Source organism: Bacillus sp. FSL K6-1218 (assembly GCF_038006445.1).
Classification (GTDB): Bacteria; Bacillota; Bacilli; order Bacillales; family Bacillaceae_G; genus Bacillus_A; species Bacillus_A thuringiensis_S.
In genome coordinates this window covers 31973-51568 of sequence record NZ_JBBOVE010000004.1, presented here as the reverse complement: position 1 = coordinate 51568, position 19596 = coordinate 31973, and the positions used below count along the sequence as shown (strand labels likewise).

Here is a 19596-nt window from a genome sequence, read left to right as displayed (position 1 = left end):
CATGGCGTTTGAATTAGCTAATATCATTCCAATGTTAGATAGAAAGAAAAAGAAGGGGGATCAAGATGAAAATAAGCAAAAACAGAAACATGATTTAGAATTTCTTGCAAAGATTCAACCGAAAGGCGGTTTAAGGTTTGGTGATAACTTTGTAAGAAAGGGAGACGGTTATGAAGCTTGTATTCACATTGTTGACTATCCTACTAATGTAGATGCAAAGTGGATGAAGACGATTACTACAATGAAGAACGTTATAGTGGTTACAGATGTTTCTACAATGGAGAGAAGTGAGACCGTAACCAATATTAATAAGTCCATGTTAGAACAAAAAATGCGTTTTAGTAATGAAAAACAAGGGATTGCTCAACTAGATGCTGTTCAAAAACATGATGAGTTAACCAAACTATATCACCAAATATCACAATTAGGAGAAGTCATTAAGTTGGTTCATGTTCGTTTATACGTTCATGGAAAAACGACTTTAGAATTAGAAAAGAGCGTTGGAGACGTTTTAACGGAGCTAGAGGCACAAAGCTTCAAGGGGACTGTACTTTTAAATGAGCAAGAGCATGAGTGGAAAGCTTTGTTTAGCCCGTATGAAGAACAAATTACATACGCAAATAAGAGAGAAGGAAAGGGAATGCCTGGGCTTACATTAGCTGCTGGGCTTCCCTTTCATTATGCGCAATTACGTGATCCGCGAGGATCTTATCTAGGGACTACATTTACGGGTGGTAGCGTGTTATTTGATTTGTTTCATAAAGATAAGCAACGTAGATACTATAACGGTGTACTCATTGGAGAAATGGGTTCAGGAAAAAGTACACTTCTGAAAAAGTTGTTTTTAGATAATAAAATTAGAAATAACTTTATTAGGGGGTTTGATGTAACAGGAGAATTTGAAACATTAATTAAAGAAGTAAACGGACAAATGGTAGCACTTGATGGTACACAAGGTTTAATTAACCCGTTGCAAATTTATCGTTCAAGGATAGACGATGAAGATAAAAAAACAATGGAAGAAATAGAGACACATTCTTTCTTACAACATCTTTCTAAGGCAGCTACTTTTTATTGTCTGTTATCTCCACAAGTTACAGATGCGGATATCCAGGAGTATAAAAAAGTACTTAGAGAGTTCTATGAATCATTAGGATTCTTAGAAAAAATAAAAACTACAGGTGTAACTAACTTGGAAAATGAAGAGTATCCTATCTTTTTAGAATTACTCGAATATGTAAAGAAAGAGCTGTACTCGAATGTGGAAGAGAGAATTATTAATCCTGGACTATCCCTTTCTAGGTCAGCTAGGCTAGAGAAAATTGAATTAGCTCTTGATGATATTGTAAATGGATACGGTCATCTATTTAATGGACATACAACATTAGAAGACCTAACAAATGAACAAGTTGTATTCTTCTCTGTAAAATCATTACGTAGTCTGGAGAAAAAAGTTTTTAATGCCCAAATGTATAATGCATTTAGTTTGATTTGGGATCACCTCATTCAAATTGGTGAACCACAACGTAAAGGAATTTATAAAGATGGTTTTGACTTTGATCTTATAAGACGTTTGTTAGTTATTTTGGATGAATCACATTTAACGATTAATACGAGTAACCCAATTGCGGTAGACTTTATACTGGAATTCGCGCGTGAAGCCCGTAAGTATTTTGGTGGGCTTCTTTTTGCTTCACAATCAGTTCGAGATTTTGTGTCAGATGCAAAAGATAATGAGGTAGCCATTAAAATTAAAACACTATTTGAACTAACCCAGTATAAGTTTGTCTTACAGCAAGATGCGAACTCATTAGATACATTAAGGTATATTTTCCAAGGACAGTTATCTGAAAGTGAGCTAAGACAAATTCCATTATTACAGCAAGGAGAATGTGTTTTAGCCATTAAAGGTGTGCAGAACTTAACAATGACAGTAGAAGCCTCTGAAGATGAAATAAACCTCTTTGAAGGTGGTTTATAATGCATGGATATTAAAAAAATAATAATTAAAAAGATTCTTTTATGGCTTGGGATTCCTGGTGTTTTAATACTAGGAGTCCTTTTTATTGGGGCCATATCAGCAATATCCATATCTGGTTCTCATAAGTCCTCCGGTGGAAGTGGAGGGGGGCTGGATTAATTATAGGTGCTGGTTGTAAATTAACAGGACAGGTTGATCGTACGAAGTTTGATGCAAAAATAAATCAATCTGGAGCGTTTGCGAATCATGCAGATGGATTTATGAAAGCAGCTGAATCAGCAAAGATTGATCCAGTACTATTAGCAGCTATTGCACTTCATGAAACAGGATACGGGAAGTCAAATGCAGTCGTTAATAAAAATAATCCTGGCGGATTAATGGATCCAAAAACGAACTGGCAAACCTTACAGATCTTCTCAAGTTTGGAGGAAGGGCTTGTATATATGGCAGGGAACTTAAATAGACTTTATATCTCACAAGGACTAACAACAATTGATCAAATCGGTGGGAAGTATGCACCAATAGGAGCAGACAATGATCCTGGTGGGCTTAATAAATATTGGGTTCCAACTGTTACAAAAATTGCTCAAGAATTAGGGGGAGCAATGCAATGTGAGGTTGTAGAAGGTGGAGGAACAGGAACAGGAGACATTAAAGTTGATGAAAATATGAAAGGAGACTTTCAATTTCCCTTCGTGGGAATCAATTATGTTGTTACAAGTGATTATGGTGGTCGCTGGGGAACACTTCATGCAGGAATAGATTTAGTGGCGTATCGTGGAGCACCTGTTAGCGCTGTAGGGGATGGAAAAGTTGTGGATGCTCGTTTATCTAGTTCGTATGGAAACATGGTTACAATTCAACATCCTAACGGAGTGTTTACACGTTATGCACACATGGATGGATTAAATGTATCAACCGGACAAGATGTAAAAAAAGGACAACAGATTGGGATACAAGGAAATACAGGCGACTCAACTGGAACACATCTTCATTTTGAAGCTAGAAGAGGAAATGATTATAAACAAGGAACCTCTTTTGATCCAAGACAGCTATTACCATTTCCACCAAGTCAATCTGCCAATCACTAAATAAAAGGAGGTTTTCGTTTGTCTGCATTTAAAGTTGGAAGTAATAAAAATAAAATTTACTATGCCATTATGATAGGAATTGTTGTCATTTTAACCATTTGTTTAACATCAAAAGAGTTTATGTTTAATGATGATCCCATTGTTCAAACTGAATTTAATCGCCCGTTACCTGGATTAAACTATAATACTATTTATCTAAAAAAGTGGGAGTACAATCCAGATAAAGATATAATGCAAGTTCATCTTAAAACAGGGGAAAAAAGTGGAACGTATGTAAGTTCGAAATTATCTTTTACAGCTAAACAAAAAGGAAATGCTAAAGAACTACCAACGAAAGTTGTATTTAATCAAGGGGATATGTATGTTATCCAAATCAGTGAAGTGCCAAAAGAATATAATGTCATAGGTTTATTTGTAAATGAAAAAGCAGAGATTGATTCATTTGAAACTAGTACAACTACCGAAGGTGGAACCATTCAAAAAGCAGAAAATAATAATCTAAAGGAAAAGAAAATTGTTTTAACAGGGGATTATCGAAAAATAAAAACAAACAAAGATTTATTAAGAAAAAATGAAAATGAGTACGCACAAGATGAAACGGAAGAAGAATTACAATCTGTAAAGATAGAAATAAATAATGTAAAGAAAACAATCCCATTACAAGATGAACTAACAGATAAAATTGTAAATGAAATTGAAAGAATTGAAGCAAATAAAGTATATCAAACAGATGATGAAAAAGAAAAAAGTGAATCGGAAATTCAAAAAAGAAAGCTACAAATAGAACAGTATAAAAAGAGAAAATTAGAGCTAGAAAATAAAACTAAAGAGTTAGAAGCAAAAGAGAAAAATCTTCAAAAGAAATTAGAAGATCAGCGTAAAAAGTTTAATGTAGCAGAATGAAATTAAGCTATTTTAAAAGATAAAAAGAAATATAAACATTACGAATATAATTATCAGATAATTTTTTGGTTGTATAAAAAAAGTTATCTGATAATTTTTTTGCCATTATATAAGGAGTTGTGGTTCAGAATAAAGATTGGAAGAAGTACATTGAAACTACATTGGAAATACATTGAAACCACATTGGATTTACATTGAAATTCCATTGGATTTACATTGGAAATACATTGGATTTTCATTGAAACTACATTGAAACCACGCTGAAACTACATTGAATTTCTCTTTCTCATGATATCACGTTTTTGTTAGGCTCTGCCTAACCTGTCACCTTCGGTGATAGCAAAAAACCCTTATGCTCTTGCAATTAAAATCACTAATTTGGAGGTTTTCCCCTATGAATGTGTTAATCCGTGATCTTGATGCTAGTTTAGTGAAACGAATTGACGAACTAGCAAAGGCAAAAAAAATTTCTAGACAAGAATTTTTGCATAGATACATTAGTAATCTTGCTGTACTTCAAGATATGAAAGACTTACAAGATAAACATATAGAATTACAAAAACAAAGCATGATCCTCATAAAACAAAACACACAAACTATGAATCGTGTGTTGCAAGTTATTGAAGATGTTGAATTGGATAATGATTAAATAAAAATATGCAAAGGAGCTTAAATATGTCTAAGAAAAAAGTGGATAAGACTTATTATTTAAATGAAAATACAATCGCTTATATAAAGGAATATGCAGAAGAAAAAGGAATCAAACCTAGCCATGCATTAGAAAGAATTGTTGCTGAACATCAAAACCAAAATCATGATCTATTAGAACAGATTAAAGGAGCAGTTAAAGAAGTTGTTCATGAAGATTTAGGAAGAATTAGAGCTGGTACAAATCTAGCTGATAAACATACAAGGATGTTATTACAATTTGCAAACCATTATTTTGCAGTGAATAAATTTGAAAACCTAGCTACAACAGGTCAGTATATGTCCAAAGGAATGGTACAAGCAGAAGGATTTGTTAAAGACCAAATTTCAAATGCTCGAATGAAAAAGATAGAAAGACAACAAGGTACAAATAATTGAAATTAGGGAGGTTATAAATGAATACACCTGGTGTAGTAATTAAAAGTCAATTCGTATATTCAAGAAATGATTTTAGTAAAAATCAAGATAAAGAATTTGGAGATTATATAGATTATATTGGAAGAAAAGACGCTGTAGAGAAAGATAGAAATGAATTTAGTTCTTATCAAGATTATATGGGGAACGAGGAAAAAACGTCTTCACTTTTTACAAAAGAGGAAGACGTAGTTTCACTAGATGGTAAGAATAGATTGAAAGAGGCTTTTAAAAAGGCACAAAAAAATAAAAGTGTTTTGTGGCAGGATGTAATTAGTTTTGACAATGAATGGTTAGAGAAACACGGTATTTATGACAAGGAAAGAAAAATGCTAGATGAAGAAAAATTAAAAGATGTAACAAGAAAAGCAATGGATGTCATGATGACGAAAGAACGATTACGTGATACAGCAATTTGGTCAGCAGCCATTCATTATAATACGGAAAATATCCATGTTCATGTCGCAATGGTTGAACCTGTACCAAGTGCCGGAAGGATAATTTCCAAAGGCAGATTTAAAGGAATGCATCGAGGAAAAAGAAAACAAAAATCAATTGATGCAATGAAATCAAAAGTAGTAAATAGCATTATGGATCGCAGCGAAGAGTACAAAAAAATTAATGATCTAATACGAAATAAAATTGTTAAAAGTAAAAAAGATGTAAACCTTTCTGAGAAAAGAAAAATGAAAAAGTTGTTTGACGAAATTATGAAAGAGCTACCCGAAGATAAAAAACAGTGGCAGTATAACTATAATTCTATTAGTCATGTAAGAGATAAAATAGATCAATTAAGCGGTATGTACATAGAAAAATATCATAAAAAAGATTTTGAAGAATTAAAAGAGAAATTAGAAGAAGAAATGAAAATAATGAAAGAAGCTTATGGGGGAAGTGAAGAAGATAAACAACGTTACAACCAATTTGGTGATACAAAGATTAATGATCTATATACTAGATTGGGTAATGCAGTTTTAAAAGAAATGAAGCAGGTAGCAAAAGAGCAACAGCAAGTTGAATTTCATAAAGGGAAAAATATTTTTTCTCGTGGTAAACGTATACGTTCTGTTATTAAAGAACGAACTAATATTATGAGAAGCTTAAAAAATATGAACCATCATATGAATAATGAATATGAACAATGGAAGAACCAACGACAATATGAACAATTACAAGAGCAAATTGAAAATGGATATGGAAGATAAAAATGAGAGTTTATTGGGAGTATTATGAGAGGGAAGTACCTGTTTTTAAAGATATAATTGTATTATGAGGTTTAAACTAATAACGACAAATATGGATTTGTTTTTTAGTAAATATAGTTAAGTAGGAGGCTTTTAATGTAAAAGTCTCCTTTTTATATGGGGAATTAGGAGGGGTTAAAATGCAAAAAGTAATAAAAAATAACACATTAGGATATTTACTAAATCAAATTATGGAACGCGGTATAAATACAGAAGAGGTTGTTATGGAAAGGGTATTAGGTTGTTTTCGTAAACTAAGAAAAGGTTTAACTAATATTGAAATTAAGGAAAAAGGGTTGAATGTATATTCTAAAAGAGGAATATCTTTTGTGGAGCTTGTACAAGAAGGTATTAATCAGAATTTAATATCTTGTATAGTGGCCTGGGAAGATGGAAAAGAAATAAAAGAATTGAAGCGTACTAAGGAAGGGACAGATTTCCTTAGAAAATTTTACACTAATAATTATTCGGTCGGCTTTATAGAATTCAATAAACAAGTGAACGCACTGTTTAAAGAATATGGGGAGTTAGAACTCGATCCAATACAAATAGAATATTTGTATTGGAGGGGGGATCATCCTATTTCAGAGATAGAAAAAACATATATAAACAATCCTTATAACAGTGAATATGAAAATAAAATAGTGGAGTTTCATGAGTATTTATCAGAAATTAAGAGTGAAAATTTAAAGGATGATGAATTTATATTTCATTTTTCTCCTAAATTATTTTTACCGGAGACATGGTTTCATGCACCTGTCAGATTGGAAATAAAGGGTCTTGAAATTCAAAATACGATAGTTCTTAATAGGCCATATCCTAATAAACGTTATGTTGTTGCAGGGGTTGAAAAGGATAATGGAATTATTTCGCATGGATTCTATTGGGTTAAAAATAAAAAAGAATTAATTAATAACCATATAGAGGTTAAGTTAAATTGGTTTGTTGGAAAGCGTAAAAAGATTACCCATAAAATTGATCTGAGTTTCCAATTTGGAGAACATAAAGGGAAACTTTTCTCTAATGATCAATGCTTAAGCAGAAATACAAAGTTAAAACAGTTTGAAATAAAAACAGACTTATCAAAAGTAGATGTTTATGAAGATGAGTTCTTACTTTATGATAAAGCAGATTTAACACATTTCCCTATGGAAAAACACTCTTATTTTGCTGCGGATTATAATATGGATCGTTGGGAGTCAAGAAAGAGAAGAGAAGCGATTAAACAAAATAACGTAACTGAGGTTTACTATACTATTCTTTCAAGTGCAGGATTGAATTGGGAAGATGAAAATATAGCAATTATAGAAGAGTTTATGAAAAAAAAGGATGCTAACTTTAAGGATCATGGAGGTGATTATGGAGCCTGTTTTGATGTCACATATAAACATCATATTAGTAAAGAAATTGATGAAGAATGGTTATTTGAAAAGGTAATAGAGTTTGCAAAAAAATATAAAATTACAGAATTTGAAATGTGGAAGAAGTATGGTGAAGATGCTCTTTATGAAATTGGTTTCGGGGTTTATTTAGAGGGTTCATTAGTTAATCCTACTATAAAATTAAGAGAAGTTTATTTAGGTTCATTAGAAGACTGGAATTTATCCTGGGATGAATAATTTTATAAGGAATTAAGTTAAAAATGTAGTCTAGCTTTTTTCTAAAAAAATTAAGGAGTGATTAGTTATGAAATTTATAGATTGGCTAGAGTTCGTTGAGAATGAGTGGTTTGAATTTAAAGAGGTAATTCCAGCTTGCCATGATTTATGTAAAGTACTAGACCCTGAATTGAAAGCAGAGTTTGTACAAAAAATTTCAGAGTTATATATAAATTTTCATTATTTATTTAACAATCATGGAATTGAAGCGCCAGGTAGGCATGATAAAAAACTATTCAAAAAAGATTGGAATAGATGTATTAATTCCTACTCTAAACTATTGGTATTTGAAGAGCTAGTTCACACTTTAAAAAATAAAGAATTTAAAATTCCTGAAAAAATGTGGATACAATTTCGTAAGTTCAAAGAACTACATTTAAATAAAGAAAAAGGTGATTCGAATGTAATGCCTCACTCAAACGAATTCAATAAGGAGGGGTGAATTTGAGGATCTTCATGAAAAATGGTGATATTACAAGATATGATAGTAAAGTTGATGTAATAGTTAATGCATGGAATAGAAACTTTTTACCACATTATTTGTTAAATGAAGCTGGTTTCTCAAAGGCAATTAGGAAAAAGGCAGGTCATGAACCATTTAAACAATTGAAAAAAGAAGGGATATTAAAGCTAGGTGAGGCGGTTATAACTTCATCTGGCTTTTTAAATTGCAAAGCATTAATTCATGTAGCTGGTATTAATGCTTTGTGGAAAGCAACAGAGTATTCCATTAGGTGGTCAACTTATAACGCATTGCAATTAGTAATAAAGAAAAAATATAGTTCGGTTGCAATGCCGATCATAGGAAGCGGTACAGGAGGATTAAAAAAAGAAAAATGTTTAGCGATTATCAAAGAAGAATGTAAGAAGTTTATTCATCATGAAGTAGATGTATATATTATAGATGTTTGTGCTTCCTAGTCGATTTAATAATTTGGTATGTTAGACTTGAAAGGAGGTGAATTGGTGAATAATTGGCTATTTGCATTATGCATGATAGTAGTTGCAATTATTTTAAATGTAGTAGTTACCTCATTTATTAAAGGAGGTAAGTTGCTGAGAAAAAAGTGTAAGAAGTGAATACATTATAATAACTTTCTTTAATAATGCTGTATGTATAGTTCAGTTACAATATTCACTAAGTAGTTGATTTGAAGCAGGAGACGAAAGATTGGATTTTGATATAATAATCTTATTAATAAAATGGGGGTTTTAGTGTGGAAAATAATAAATCGATTGACTTTTTATTAAATTATTCATGGAAAGGAAAGGATAGGGAGCAAATTATTGAGGAAATGGAACTTGAAGATTACGAACAAAAATATCTAGATCAAGCAATCAAAGAGTTAGCAATAGAAGGAGAATATAGTGGCTATCACCTAGATAGAAGAATTCTTTTGTTAATTGATATTCATGAAGATGAAGATGATTTTGATGAAGATGATGTTGTTTATATTAAAAGATAAAAGGATAGGTGAATCAAGTGGAAACATATAATTCGGGTGATATTGTAAGGGTTTTTTATCCTTTTAAACCGAAAGCATTAAGTAATGATACGGAAGAACAAGAAGGGAAAAAAAGATTCGGTCTTGTTATAAATGCTGGCAATAACAGAATGATAGCTTTACCAATTCTTCAAATAACTTCACATGGAGGCAGAACTGAGCAAACTAATCATAAGTTGAGGGCAGATGAAATTAAAGTTCCAGAAAGTGTTACATATTACAAACGTTCAGCTCAAGGAAATGTTCCTGTATATGGGGTTATTAAGACTGAAAGAATTGAGTTTTTTGATGATGATGAAATATCAATGCCATTAACAAGTGTAGGTTTAGATACAAAGATTGCCGTACTAAAAAATTACAAAGAGCTTTTGAAAAAGAGAGATTTTGTGAAAAAGAGGGATTTTGTAGAAATACTAAATGAAGAATCGCCAGGTCATAAAGAGGCAATGGAATGTTTTGAACGTGCGATTATCGCTGAAAAATTAAATTTCTTAACTACAGATCAAGGGGAATGTAAATATGAGCATATGGAAGATAAAATGCTTGAAGTAAATAAAATACAACCCTTAGGAAAATCAGATACGAATAAAAGAATCCATTTCTATGCTGTTGAATTAACAGATAAAGAAAATATGGATTCTTTTTTTTATACTTTCGCTTCAATGAAGCAGCCTAATCAAGTTGTCAGAGAATGGGGAAAACCAAAAGCAGCAGTTGATTGGTTAAAAGAGGATGAAAGATTTTATAATTTACAAAAAGACATTGGTAAGATGTTTAAAGAGCCACCAAATCCACATCCTAATAAGTACAAAGCTTTTTCTTTATTCCGCAAAAATACGCTAGAAAATGCCATGGAAAGATAAAGGAATTCTAAATTCAATACTTGATGAAGTTTAGAGCAACTGATAAAGTTGGTCTTTTTTTATTATTTCTTTTTAAAAAGGAGGTGTAGGGTTGCTTCTCATAGATATTTCACCGTATATGTTTTTTTGCAGCATCATATTATTTGTGCTGTTGATGCTTTATAAGGTAATGCAAAAGCGTAAAGTAAAAAATATATTCTTAAAGTCAGGAATTAGAGATATTGATCAAATGGATGGAAGACAATTTGAATTTTTTCTTGAGGCTCTATTTATAAAGCTGGGATATAGGGCAGCTGTCACAAATGGTAGTCATGATTTTGGAGCAGATCTAATATTTGAAGGGAAAAATAAAATTGTTATTCAGGCGAAACGATATGGTTTTAAAAACAAAGTAGGGATTAAAGCTATACAAGAAATATATGCAGCAAAAGCCATTTATAAAGCTAATGAAGCATGGGTAATTACAAATAGTACATATACATCGTCAGCAAAACAGTTAGCAAGAGCATGTAATGTGAAATTACTAGATAGATCATCTTTACAAGAATTTGTTGTGCAAGTAAATCCAGAACAGAAACCAGCCGATATAAGAAAATCAGTAGAACCTGCTACAAGGAAGTGTCCGAAATGTGGAGAGATATTGGTATCTAGGACTCATGATGGACGAGTGTTTTTAGGTTGTTCATCTTTTCCACAATGCAGACACACTGAAAAAGTAGCAAATTAATATTCGGAGGTATTAGAATGAGCCGACTTTGTTTGTTGAAGAAATATAGTAAGGGGGATTAACATGAGCCTAATTACTAAATTAGTACATGAAAAAGCCGTAGTTAAATTATTGGAAGAGACAAACCAGCTTAATGAACTTATGAGAAACTATCTCCAGGTTGCAATGGACAAGGAAACTGTTAATCACTTTGAGAGAAAAACAGAGATTAGTACAATTTTTGAAGAACTTGAGTCTATAAAAAAACAAATAGTAGAAATAGCTATTCATACACCCTCAACGAAAAATAGATTGCTTGCAAAAGCCTATAAAAATAAGGGTATTTCACTTGATAGTTTAGAGCGGTACGAGAAGGCAATCGAATGCTATGATAAAGCGTTAAAACTTAATCCAGATGATAATGGAATTTTGTTAAATAAAGGTATTGCCCTCGACCAAATGGGAAATCACGAAGAAGCTATTGAGTATTATGACCAAATAATTTTAGACTATGAAATTATAGATTCATTGATTGTAAAAAAGGAAGTGGAAGAACTTGAAGAGGTATAAATAAATTTAATGATTCAGAAGCTTGGAAGGATATGCAAGAAGTAGTTAAAGCTCTATATGATAAAGGATATGTCGTTCAGCCTTACGAGGATATTGGAACAGTTAAATTAACTAAGGAAATTAAAGAAGAAAACTAAATAAAATTCTTATTTTAAAACGAAAGGGAGAATGAAAAATGAATACAGTAACTATTAAATTTGGTCAAGGTACAGAAACTTGGAAGGATATGCAAGAAGTCGTTAGAGTTCTAAATGATAAAGGATATATCGCTCAGCCTTATGAGGATATTGGAACGGTTAAATTAACTAAGGAAATTAAAGAAGAAAACTAAATAAAATTGTTATTTTAATTAGTTCAGCCCCTTGAAGGGCGCTCCAAGGGGCTGAGATTCGAGAACTTGTAAACTCTTGTTTAATTACATGAAAACTCCCTAAGGAGAATTTATGATATTTTAACACTCAACCAATTATTTTGACAACTATATATTGATAAAAGAAGCCCCGATTATATACGGGGCTTCTAAGGGTAAGTGTCAAGTAATGACGTACTCGACAAATTAACCATATCATGAATTTTTTGGTAAAAATACTGGTAAATGTGTCCAAATAGCAGGAAAACACTCTTTGATCATGACTCATATCGAAAAGTGAGAAGTGAATGCAATAATATCCTGCATATGCTTCTTGTATATGTGCAACTCTTGGTTAAATAAAGAGCGCACATATAAGCATGTTCTTAGTTAAAAGTAGTAAAACAGAAAATTAGATCCTGGAAGGGAGAACATTATATGGAAAACATAGTGCAAATTGAAGAAAAACCATTTGCTTTTATAGAAGGATGCATTAATGCTCTTTTCTTAGTCGTACCCTTTTGGCTAGTAGTATTTTTAATCGTTTATTGGAATTTGTTTTAAATCTCTAATTGAAAATAAATAAATTTAAATATAATTAGGAGTGAATTATGATGAAAGAATTATTTGTCTGTGAAAAACCGTCGCAAGCGGAGGATTATGCAAAAGCCTTAAGTGGTGGTTCTACAAGAAAGAATGGTTATTATGAAGGTAATGATGGACGGATATATACATATGCATTTGGACATTTAGTTGAATGTGTAAACCCAGATCAGATTAATCCTGATTTTGGTTGGAAGGGTGATCCATCAAATTTACCATTCTTATTAAGAGATATTCCTTTACAAGTAAAGGATGATGCAGGAGTTAGAAAGCAGTATAAGATTGTTGTAGATTTGATGAAGCAAGCAGAATTAATTTATTGCTCAACAGATGCTGGAAGAGAGGGACAGCATATATTCTCTAAAATTTTTAAGAAAGGAAACATCGGTAATAAAAAAGTAATGCGACTTTGGGTCCGTGATCAAACGGAGAGTGGTATTAAAAAAGCTTTTCAAGAAGCAAAAGATAATAGTGAATATGCTGGGCTAGTTCTTGCTGGTAAGCTTCGTGAAGAGAGTGACATGTTAATTGGTTTAAATGCAACGCAATTGCTTACGAAATTAAGTAAAAGCCCTTCTGTCTTATCTCTTGGACGAGTACAAACACCTACATTGGCTATGATTGTAAAAAGGGACTATATAATTGAAAACTTTAAAAAGGTAAAACACTTTACCATTGTTGCTCCAGTAATGAATTCAGAAAAGGATGCAACAAAATTATTTGAAATGGTATTAGAAAAGGACGAGCAGCTGACACAAGAGGATGCACAAGCGAGATTAGATGTGCTGGGGAATCGTACAGGCTACACGGTTAAATCGGAACGAGTAAAGGAAAAACCTCGTAAGCTCTTTAGTTTAACGTCCCTACAGGTATATATGAACAAAAAAGTAGGATGGAGTGCATCAAAAACATTAGAAGTATTACAAAAACTATATGATAAAAAATTTGTATCGTATCCACGTACTAGCAGCGAATATCTGGCAAATGACGAAGAGTTACCAGGACTATTAGCGTGTCATTCATCAAATGAATGGGTTAAATCTATTATCGACAATGGATGGGAAATTGAACAAACTTTTGTAGATCCAAGCAAAGTATCGGACCATGAAGCGGTTATTATTACCACTGAAAAACCTAGTAGTCTAGTTTCAGATGAAAGAAAGCTATATGATGAAATTTTCTTACGTTTTGTAAGTGCATTTTATCCGCCAGCAGTTTTTGAGAAAGTAACAGCATCTTTTCAAGATGGCCCAGAAACATTTAAATCAACCGAGAAAGTGTTGAGAGAACAAGGTTGGTTAGTTTTAGAAAATAAAGAAGTTCAAGAAAGTGTATTACAAAAAACTACATTAAATATTATTGGAGATTACTCTTTAAAAGAGAAAGAAACTAAGCCACCAGCTAGGTATAGTGAGGGTACAATACTTGAAGACATGGAGAAGGCTGGGAAGTATGTTGAAAGTAAAGAAAGTAAAGCGATATTAAAAGCAGCAGAAGGTGTAGGTACTCCAGCAACAAGGGCACAAATTCTTGAGACATTAAAAAAACGGAATTTTATTGAGGAAAAAGGAAAGCACTTGATCTCAACAAAATTAGGTAGAACAATTATTATGATGATGCCACCGTCATTCTGCTTATATAGTGCGGAATTAACAGCAGAATTTGAAACTTCTTTAGCTCAAATAGAACGAAATGAGAAAACAGAGCAAGAGTTTTATGATGATTTAGAGAGCTTAATTGGTCGTATAGCCGCTGAAATTAGGGCAAATATAAAGAATGTACAAGGTGCAGTAAAAGCAGCGACAGCTAGAGAGGTTATTGCAAAATGTCCGAAATGTGGAAAGCCAATCTATGAAAATACTAAGTCATTCTCATGTAGTGGATATAAAGATGGATGCAAAGTAGCTTTATGGAAAAATGGACTAGAGAAATTGGGTAAAAAAAATATAACAAAAAATGAAGCGGCAAAGCTCTTATCTGGCCAGGTAATTAAAGTTAAATTGAAAAGTGCTAATTCTGGAAATCCATATAGTAAAGAAGTGCGCTTTAATAAAGAAAAATGTTGGGTTGAATTTGCCGATTAAGGGAAAAGGAAATGAACTAACATGAAATATATAGTAGAAAAAGTTGAGTCCTTTTTAGGAAAATGTAGGACTGTATGTCTAATGATAGTGTGTTTTTGGGTGATTATGTTTTTAGTGGCTGGAGAACACTTTTTATAAAGTCTTATAGGAAGTATTGGGAAATGTATACAAAAAGATCACTTGTCTTGGAAACAGGTGATCTTTTTATTAGATAAATTGCTACTTGCCAAAAGCAGGTAGTTGTTATCCTATTCATATGTTCAGTAGATATTATAACATAATTCTTTTGTGTATAGGCGAAGGGATTATTTATGTAAATCTATTAATAAAACTTACTGATTTTAAAGTAAGAGTAAGTGTACAATTTCCTTGCTGGAGGCTATTTGATAAGTAAATTTATAAGTTATATTTAGTCTTTTAGGTTTGGGATATATATTTTTGTTAAAAATATATATAAGGCATTGTAATATATAATATTAATATAAAATGATAGAAAAATAAGCTTGTTTATGGGCGGCGAGCTGTAGTTCCATAAGAAGCATCGCTATGCTATGGTGAATTATAAGGATTAAGAGTATGTATTAACGCTATAGTTCCATAAGAAATATCGCTATGCTATGGTCAACATGAAACTACATTTAAATATGTTAGGGCTATAGTTCCATAAGAAACATCGCTATGATATGGTCTGACCCCTAGTTAGAAAACCGAGTCTCTTGCTATAGTTCCATAAGAAACATCGCTATGCTATGGTTCAACTACCACCCATGCATGATGGATTGGGCTATAGTTCCATAAGAAATATCGCTATGCTATGTTTTCTACGATCTGTCTAATACGACTATCAACGCTATAGTTCCATAAAAAATATCGCTATGCTATGGTATGTTCTGCTGCTACTGGATTCGTTAAGAGGCTATAGTTCCATAAGAAACATCGCTATGCTATAGTTGAGAAATGCCTTAAAAGGAGTTGAAACCGGCTATAGTTCCATAAGAAATATCGCTATGCTATGGTAGAATGTGCAATGACTATCGTTCCGCCGTCGCTATAGTTCCATAAAAAATATCGCTATACTATGGTAGGTGTCAAAAAACCTTGTCACTATAGGGTTAGACAAGGTTTTTTAATTTGAAAAAGGAGGGATTTCCTTTTTTTAGAATGTGATTTTTTTCTTTTTAAAATAAAGTAAGTTGAGCAGAGATAGCATCTTCTTTGTTTGCATATGTTTCTCTATTGAAAATTCCATATTAGCAAGCTGCGTTTTTTGTTACCATTCTATATTGCCATTCCAATACGTTTTTCCTTCTTTATTTTTGTGTAATGTCCAAGTACATCTACTTGGTATTTCTCAAATGACAGTAACTGCTTGGAACCTACATTTGCTATAATACTGCCATCGTGTGTTTCAACAGTAATCCCAGCAGTTCCACTATGAACACCTTTAAAATATCCTGTGAGTGAGGGTAGTAATACCTCTTTTTTCGATACAGTTGTTCTAGCTTTAATTGTTTTGTTTTTTGAGGGGACAATTTGGATTAGATCATTGGGAAAAAGACTAAACAAAAAAGTAAAGCTAGGATCAATAGTTGTCCAATCCTCATATCCTTTTCCTGCTGTAATTGCTTTTTGAGGTAAGGTATTTTTCATAAGATCAATTGTGTAAATGGGAATTAAATAGTACTTCTCACCCTTTTTGAATACATCAGTACGAGCAATTTTACTATTATACACGACACCTTTACCTTGATTAACAGGATTAACAATGGTTCTTGTATCCATTATTTTAATAGATTTTATAAGTGGTCCAATTCCTCCTGATTTTGTGGGTTTGTATAAAGGCTCTTGGAATGATTTGCTTTTATCTTTTTTATGACTTAAATAACGTTCTTTTATGGCATTATACGTATATAAATCAGTTTCTTTTCCAAACATGGGAAAATCACCATTAGCATCAAAAGGAATATCTTCTAATTTTGTTTTTGTCGCGGTTAGCACTTTCCCCTTTTCGTTATAACCAAGGAATTTCCGAATCGTTTCTTGATGTAATTCACCAGTAATAGAGCGCTTAGGCATTCTTGAAACAAAGATAGGTTTGATTTCGGATAGATTGACATCGGCGTAATTTTTAAAACGAATACCCTTTAAATATTGCTGGGTATTTGGAGAAATCCTTGCTTCTAACTCTAAACGAAATCCTTCCCAAGGTTCAGGAAACTGCATCCGTTTGGCTTGACGGTTTCTATTTAACTCCTTTAACTTATAATATTTTGTTACTCTTTGAATCATGTGATCGGATGTGACAGCAACGATTACCGCATCTAAAGCATGATGGATATGCCCCTCTTTCCGATCTTTGTTAAATCCCCATCTACTACGCAAATGAGATGTTATAATTCCACTAACTGTATGAACTTTTTTCTCACGAGAGCTTTCAGAGAATATGAGGTGTTGTTGAATAAGGGATGATAGATATATTGTGGCATAACGGGTATCATTGAGATTGCGTTCAATAAATTCTTGTTCTCTCGCATGTGAAAAGTTTTGTAAAAGTAATTTTTGTTGTTTCTTTTTGTTGATTTTTTTATTTGACTGTACTCTTGTTTCAAATTCATCCCAAATTGAATTATTCCTCATGTATTCATAAGGAGTTTTGTTTCCTTTACGCTGATTTTCTGTTCCTAGCGTTAATACTTTATTGTTATAGCTGTCATCTAAGCTACGGCTGTAAGGGAGTATATGATCTACTTCCGTATAACCTTCTTCAAATAAGCGATGTGGTTCAATATATTTTCCAGTATACATACATCTACCATCTTGCTCGTTCCAAAGCTTAAATTTCACAATATTTATTCCTGAGGGGTTAATATTCCCCAATTCTTTTAACTTACAAATGGCGTGTTCATTCTTTTTAGAGTTATCCTGGTACATACTATCTATTTCTTTTCTTTCTTGGAATGTTTTCGATAATTCTCTTGCAGTTTCAATATGGATTGCGTTTGGAGAACCATATTTTTTTATAATGGCATTTATAACTTTTCTTGTTTGTGAAAGAGCACGATGTACAACAGGATTTGTATTCTGAGGGATAACAGGTAGGTACTTTGTTTTTTTTGTGTAGGATGTTCCCTTAAAGTTGTATCCTGCCTTCTCACATGCTTTATCGTAGGATAGACCTTCTTCTAAAAAAGGAATAATATTTTTTAAAGCTTTAAATGATAAATGTCCCATTTTTGAGAAATTCAGAGTCAATAATACCTGAATAAATGTATCATCGTAGGTCTTGTTAGCTAAATTACTTATAGGTTTTCCTTTTGCATTTACGTATTTATTTTGTAAATATTCTTGGATATCTTTATCATCTTTAAAGATAGTAAGTCCGTATGCAATTGTATCGTAATCTTTAGGTAATAAATTTAGAGCGTTCTGTCCGTAAATTTGTTTATATACCTTGTTAATAGAGTGATATTCTTTGAGTTCTATACATTTTTTATTTTCCACCGTTGTATCTACTATATCAGCTGAATATGAAAGGCTATTAAATTGAAATTCCTTAGGAACAGATAGTAATTTTCGGATATCAATGTATTTAACAATTGATTTTTCGAGTGCTAGATTCATAATTCGTTTCTTTTCTTCAAAAGAGAGTTCTTCTATCCTGTCTTTACTGATCAGTCGGAGGTTGTTTATGGTTTGTAGCGCTACAAAATATTGAAATGACCAAGAAGCTTTAGGCACTCTTTTTTCTTTTGGCTCTAAGGTACAGTAACCAATCATTTTTTCAATTTGATCTTTAGAAGCATAGGGACGTTGAGATGCCCAGATTTCTAAGTAGCTACTTTCAAATTTCTCTGTTGCATGATTGTTTTTGTACAAACGTTGTGCATTGAATATCATTTGTATTTCTTCTTGAAGTTGTTGCCGAGTAACAGTCCCGATATAAGTACCATCTTTGTTTCTTTTATGATTTTCAAATTTTTTATCTTTTAGAATCATTTCTCCAACAGTTCTATAATTTTTTTGCTCCATAATCTGCAGGTTCTCTGAAATATTTTCTAAGATTTGTCCGTTTTCCGAGAGAGTTGTTTCTTTTCTATTAGATTTAAATCCTCTTCTTTTAGAAAGGTGAATAAGAACTCTAGCAAACTCTTTTGGATTTAATCTGCGCTCTAGAGCATTTAAACGTAAGTACCAAACATCGATCTCAGTAGCACTTTCATATAGGTGGTCGATTTCGGTCTTGGATAGTAAGCCGTGCTTTACTAAAAGTATCTTTATCCGTTGCATTCTATGTTTTTTACGGCGTAGGGTTCTCCTAGTAGAGCGTGCGTCACGTCTAGGTGTAGCTAAAGATTTTCCATCTTTAGGATTTTCAGCTTTATCAAAAATACGAACCCCTAAATCTTCAATTCTATGTTTTTCTTGATTTATTACTGCCCAACCACATGATGCGATTCCAATATCCAACCCTAATACATATTTCAATTTCATAACCTCCTTCATGTTTTACAAAATAAAGGCACCATAGCGCTATGCTTAGGTGCTTTTAACATGGGGAGAATATCCATATCAGGATAAGGCGATCCCCAAACGCCACGGGTCATTGCCCTTACTATAGTAACGTAAGAAACATCGCTATGATATGATCCTTATGATTTCATTATTGACTCGAAAAATAAACTTTATACCTAGATAAACGTATAATTATAAAAATAATGAGATTGGGAATAATAGTGATATGTATTTATTGTGTAAAATTTTACCTCTGTTCTCTATAATTCCTAAGAATATCTTTATGCTATGATCCCTTTAAACTTTGGTGTATCTGGATTGTCACTATAGTTCCATAAGAAGCATCACTATGATATGGTTCTGTTTGTAATGCCACCCCTTGATTCATGCTATAGTCCCAAAAGA

18 protein-coding genes are annotated in these 19596 nt (G+C 32.3%); 17 read left to right on the top strand and 1 reads right to left on the bottom strand.

The window, feature by feature from the left end:
* Position 1 precedes the first annotated feature (1 nt).
* From MHI26_RS31145 to MHI26_RS31065, 17 genes are all read left to right on the top strand, one after another.
* On the top strand, positions 2 to 1981 hold the full coding sequence (locus MHI26_RS31145; RefSeq protein ID WP_061667866.1) for a VirB4 family type IV secretion system protein: 1980 nt from the start codon (positions 2 to 4) through the stop codon (positions 1979 to 1981).
* Positions 1982 to 1984: 3 nt separating this feature from the next.
* Positions 1985 to 2140 (top strand): hypothetical protein, encoded by a 156-nt coding sequence (locus MHI26_RS31140; RefSeq protein WP_340994871.1) that lies wholly within the window; start codon positions 1985 to 1987, stop codon positions 2138 to 2140.
* Between the two features lie 101 nt (positions 2141 to 2241).
* Complete coding sequence (locus MHI26_RS31135) at positions 2242 to 3072, top strand: peptidoglycan DD-metalloendopeptidase family protein (RefSeq protein WP_340994869.1); 831 nt, start codon at positions 2242 to 2244, stop codon at positions 3070 to 3072.
* Positions 3073 to 3090: 18 nt separating this feature from the next.
* Positions 3091 to 3975 carry a hypothetical protein gene (locus MHI26_RS31130; protein ID WP_098301017.1) on the top strand — a complete coding sequence of 295 codons (885 nt, stop codon included), beginning with the start codon at positions 3091 to 3093 and terminating at the stop codon, positions 3973 to 3975.
* A 394-nt stretch (positions 3976 to 4369) separates the two neighbouring features.
* Positions 4370 to 4624: a ribbon-helix-helix protein, CopG family gene (locus MHI26_RS31125; RefSeq protein WP_061667863.1), complete on the top strand. Its 255-nt coding sequence runs from the start codon at positions 4370 to 4372 to the stop codon at positions 4622 to 4624.
* A 26-nt stretch (positions 4625 to 4650) separates the two neighbouring features.
* A complete protein-coding gene (locus tag MHI26_RS31120; protein WP_061667862.1) occupies positions 4651 to 5061 on the top strand; it encodes a hypothetical protein in 411 nt (136 codons plus the stop codon).
* 17 nt (positions 5062 to 5078) lie between these two features.
* Positions 5079 to 6302 carry a MobP2 family relaxase gene (mobP2, locus tag MHI26_RS31115; protein ID WP_061667861.1) on the top strand — a complete coding sequence of 408 codons (1224 nt, stop codon included), beginning with the start codon at positions 5079 to 5081 and terminating at the stop codon, positions 6300 to 6302.
* Positions 6303 to 6481: 179 nt separating this feature from the next.
* Positions 6482 to 7960, top strand: a complete 1479-nt coding sequence (locus tag MHI26_RS31110) for a DUF5514 family protein (RefSeq protein WP_340809333.1) — start codon at positions 6482 to 6484, stop codon at positions 7958 to 7960.
* Positions 7961 to 8027: 67 nt separating this feature from the next.
* Complete coding sequence (locus tag MHI26_RS31105) at positions 8028 to 8441, top strand: hypothetical protein (RefSeq protein ID WP_061667860.1); 414 nt, start codon at positions 8028 to 8030, stop codon at positions 8439 to 8441.
* Between the two features lie 2 nt (positions 8442 to 8443).
* Positions 8444 to 8920, top strand: a complete 477-nt coding sequence (locus MHI26_RS31100; RefSeq protein ID WP_061667859.1) for a macro domain-containing protein — start codon at positions 8444 to 8446, stop codon at positions 8918 to 8920.
* A gap of 296 nt (positions 8921 to 9216) precedes the next feature.
* Entirely contained in the window at positions 9217 to 9465 is a 249-nt protein-coding gene (locus MHI26_RS31095) for a hypothetical protein (RefSeq protein ID WP_061667858.1), read from the top strand.
* Positions 9466 to 9473: 8 nt separating this feature from the next.
* Positions 9474 to 10367, top strand: coding sequence for a hypothetical protein (locus MHI26_RS31090; protein ID WP_340994865.1), 894 nt, complete (start codon positions 9474 to 9476; stop codon positions 10365 to 10367).
* Between the two features lie 118 nt (positions 10368 to 10485).
* A complete protein-coding gene (locus MHI26_RS31085) occupies positions 10486 to 11094 on the top strand; it encodes a restriction endonuclease (protein WP_061667870.1) in 609 nt (202 codons plus the stop codon).
* A 63-nt stretch (positions 11095 to 11157) separates the two neighbouring features.
* Entirely contained in the window at positions 11158 to 11643 is a 486-nt protein-coding gene (locus MHI26_RS31080) for a tetratricopeptide repeat protein (protein WP_061667856.1), read from the top strand.
* A gap of 175 nt (positions 11644 to 11818) precedes the next feature.
* Positions 11819 to 11974, top strand: a complete 156-nt coding sequence (locus MHI26_RS31075; protein WP_176524148.1) for a hypothetical protein — start codon at positions 11819 to 11821, stop codon at positions 11972 to 11974.
* A 456-nt stretch (positions 11975 to 12430) separates the two neighbouring features.
* Entirely contained in the window at positions 12431 to 12556 is a 126-nt protein-coding gene (locus MHI26_RS31070) for a hypothetical protein (RefSeq protein ID WP_255259171.1), read from the top strand.
* Positions 12557 to 12606: 50 nt separating this feature from the next.
* Entirely contained in the window at positions 12607 to 14679 is a 2073-nt protein-coding gene (locus MHI26_RS31065; protein WP_340809338.1) for a DNA topoisomerase, read from the top strand.
* 1278 nt (positions 14680 to 15957) lie between these two features.
* Here the strand turns inward: MHI26_RS31065 and cas9 are convergent.
* Positions 15958 to 19164, bottom strand: coding sequence for a type II CRISPR RNA-guided endonuclease Cas9 (gene cas9 / locus MHI26_RS31060; protein WP_340994862.1), 3207 nt, complete (start codon positions 19162 to 19164; stop codon positions 15958 to 15960).
* Between the last annotated feature and the right edge of the window lie 432 nt (positions 19165 to 19596).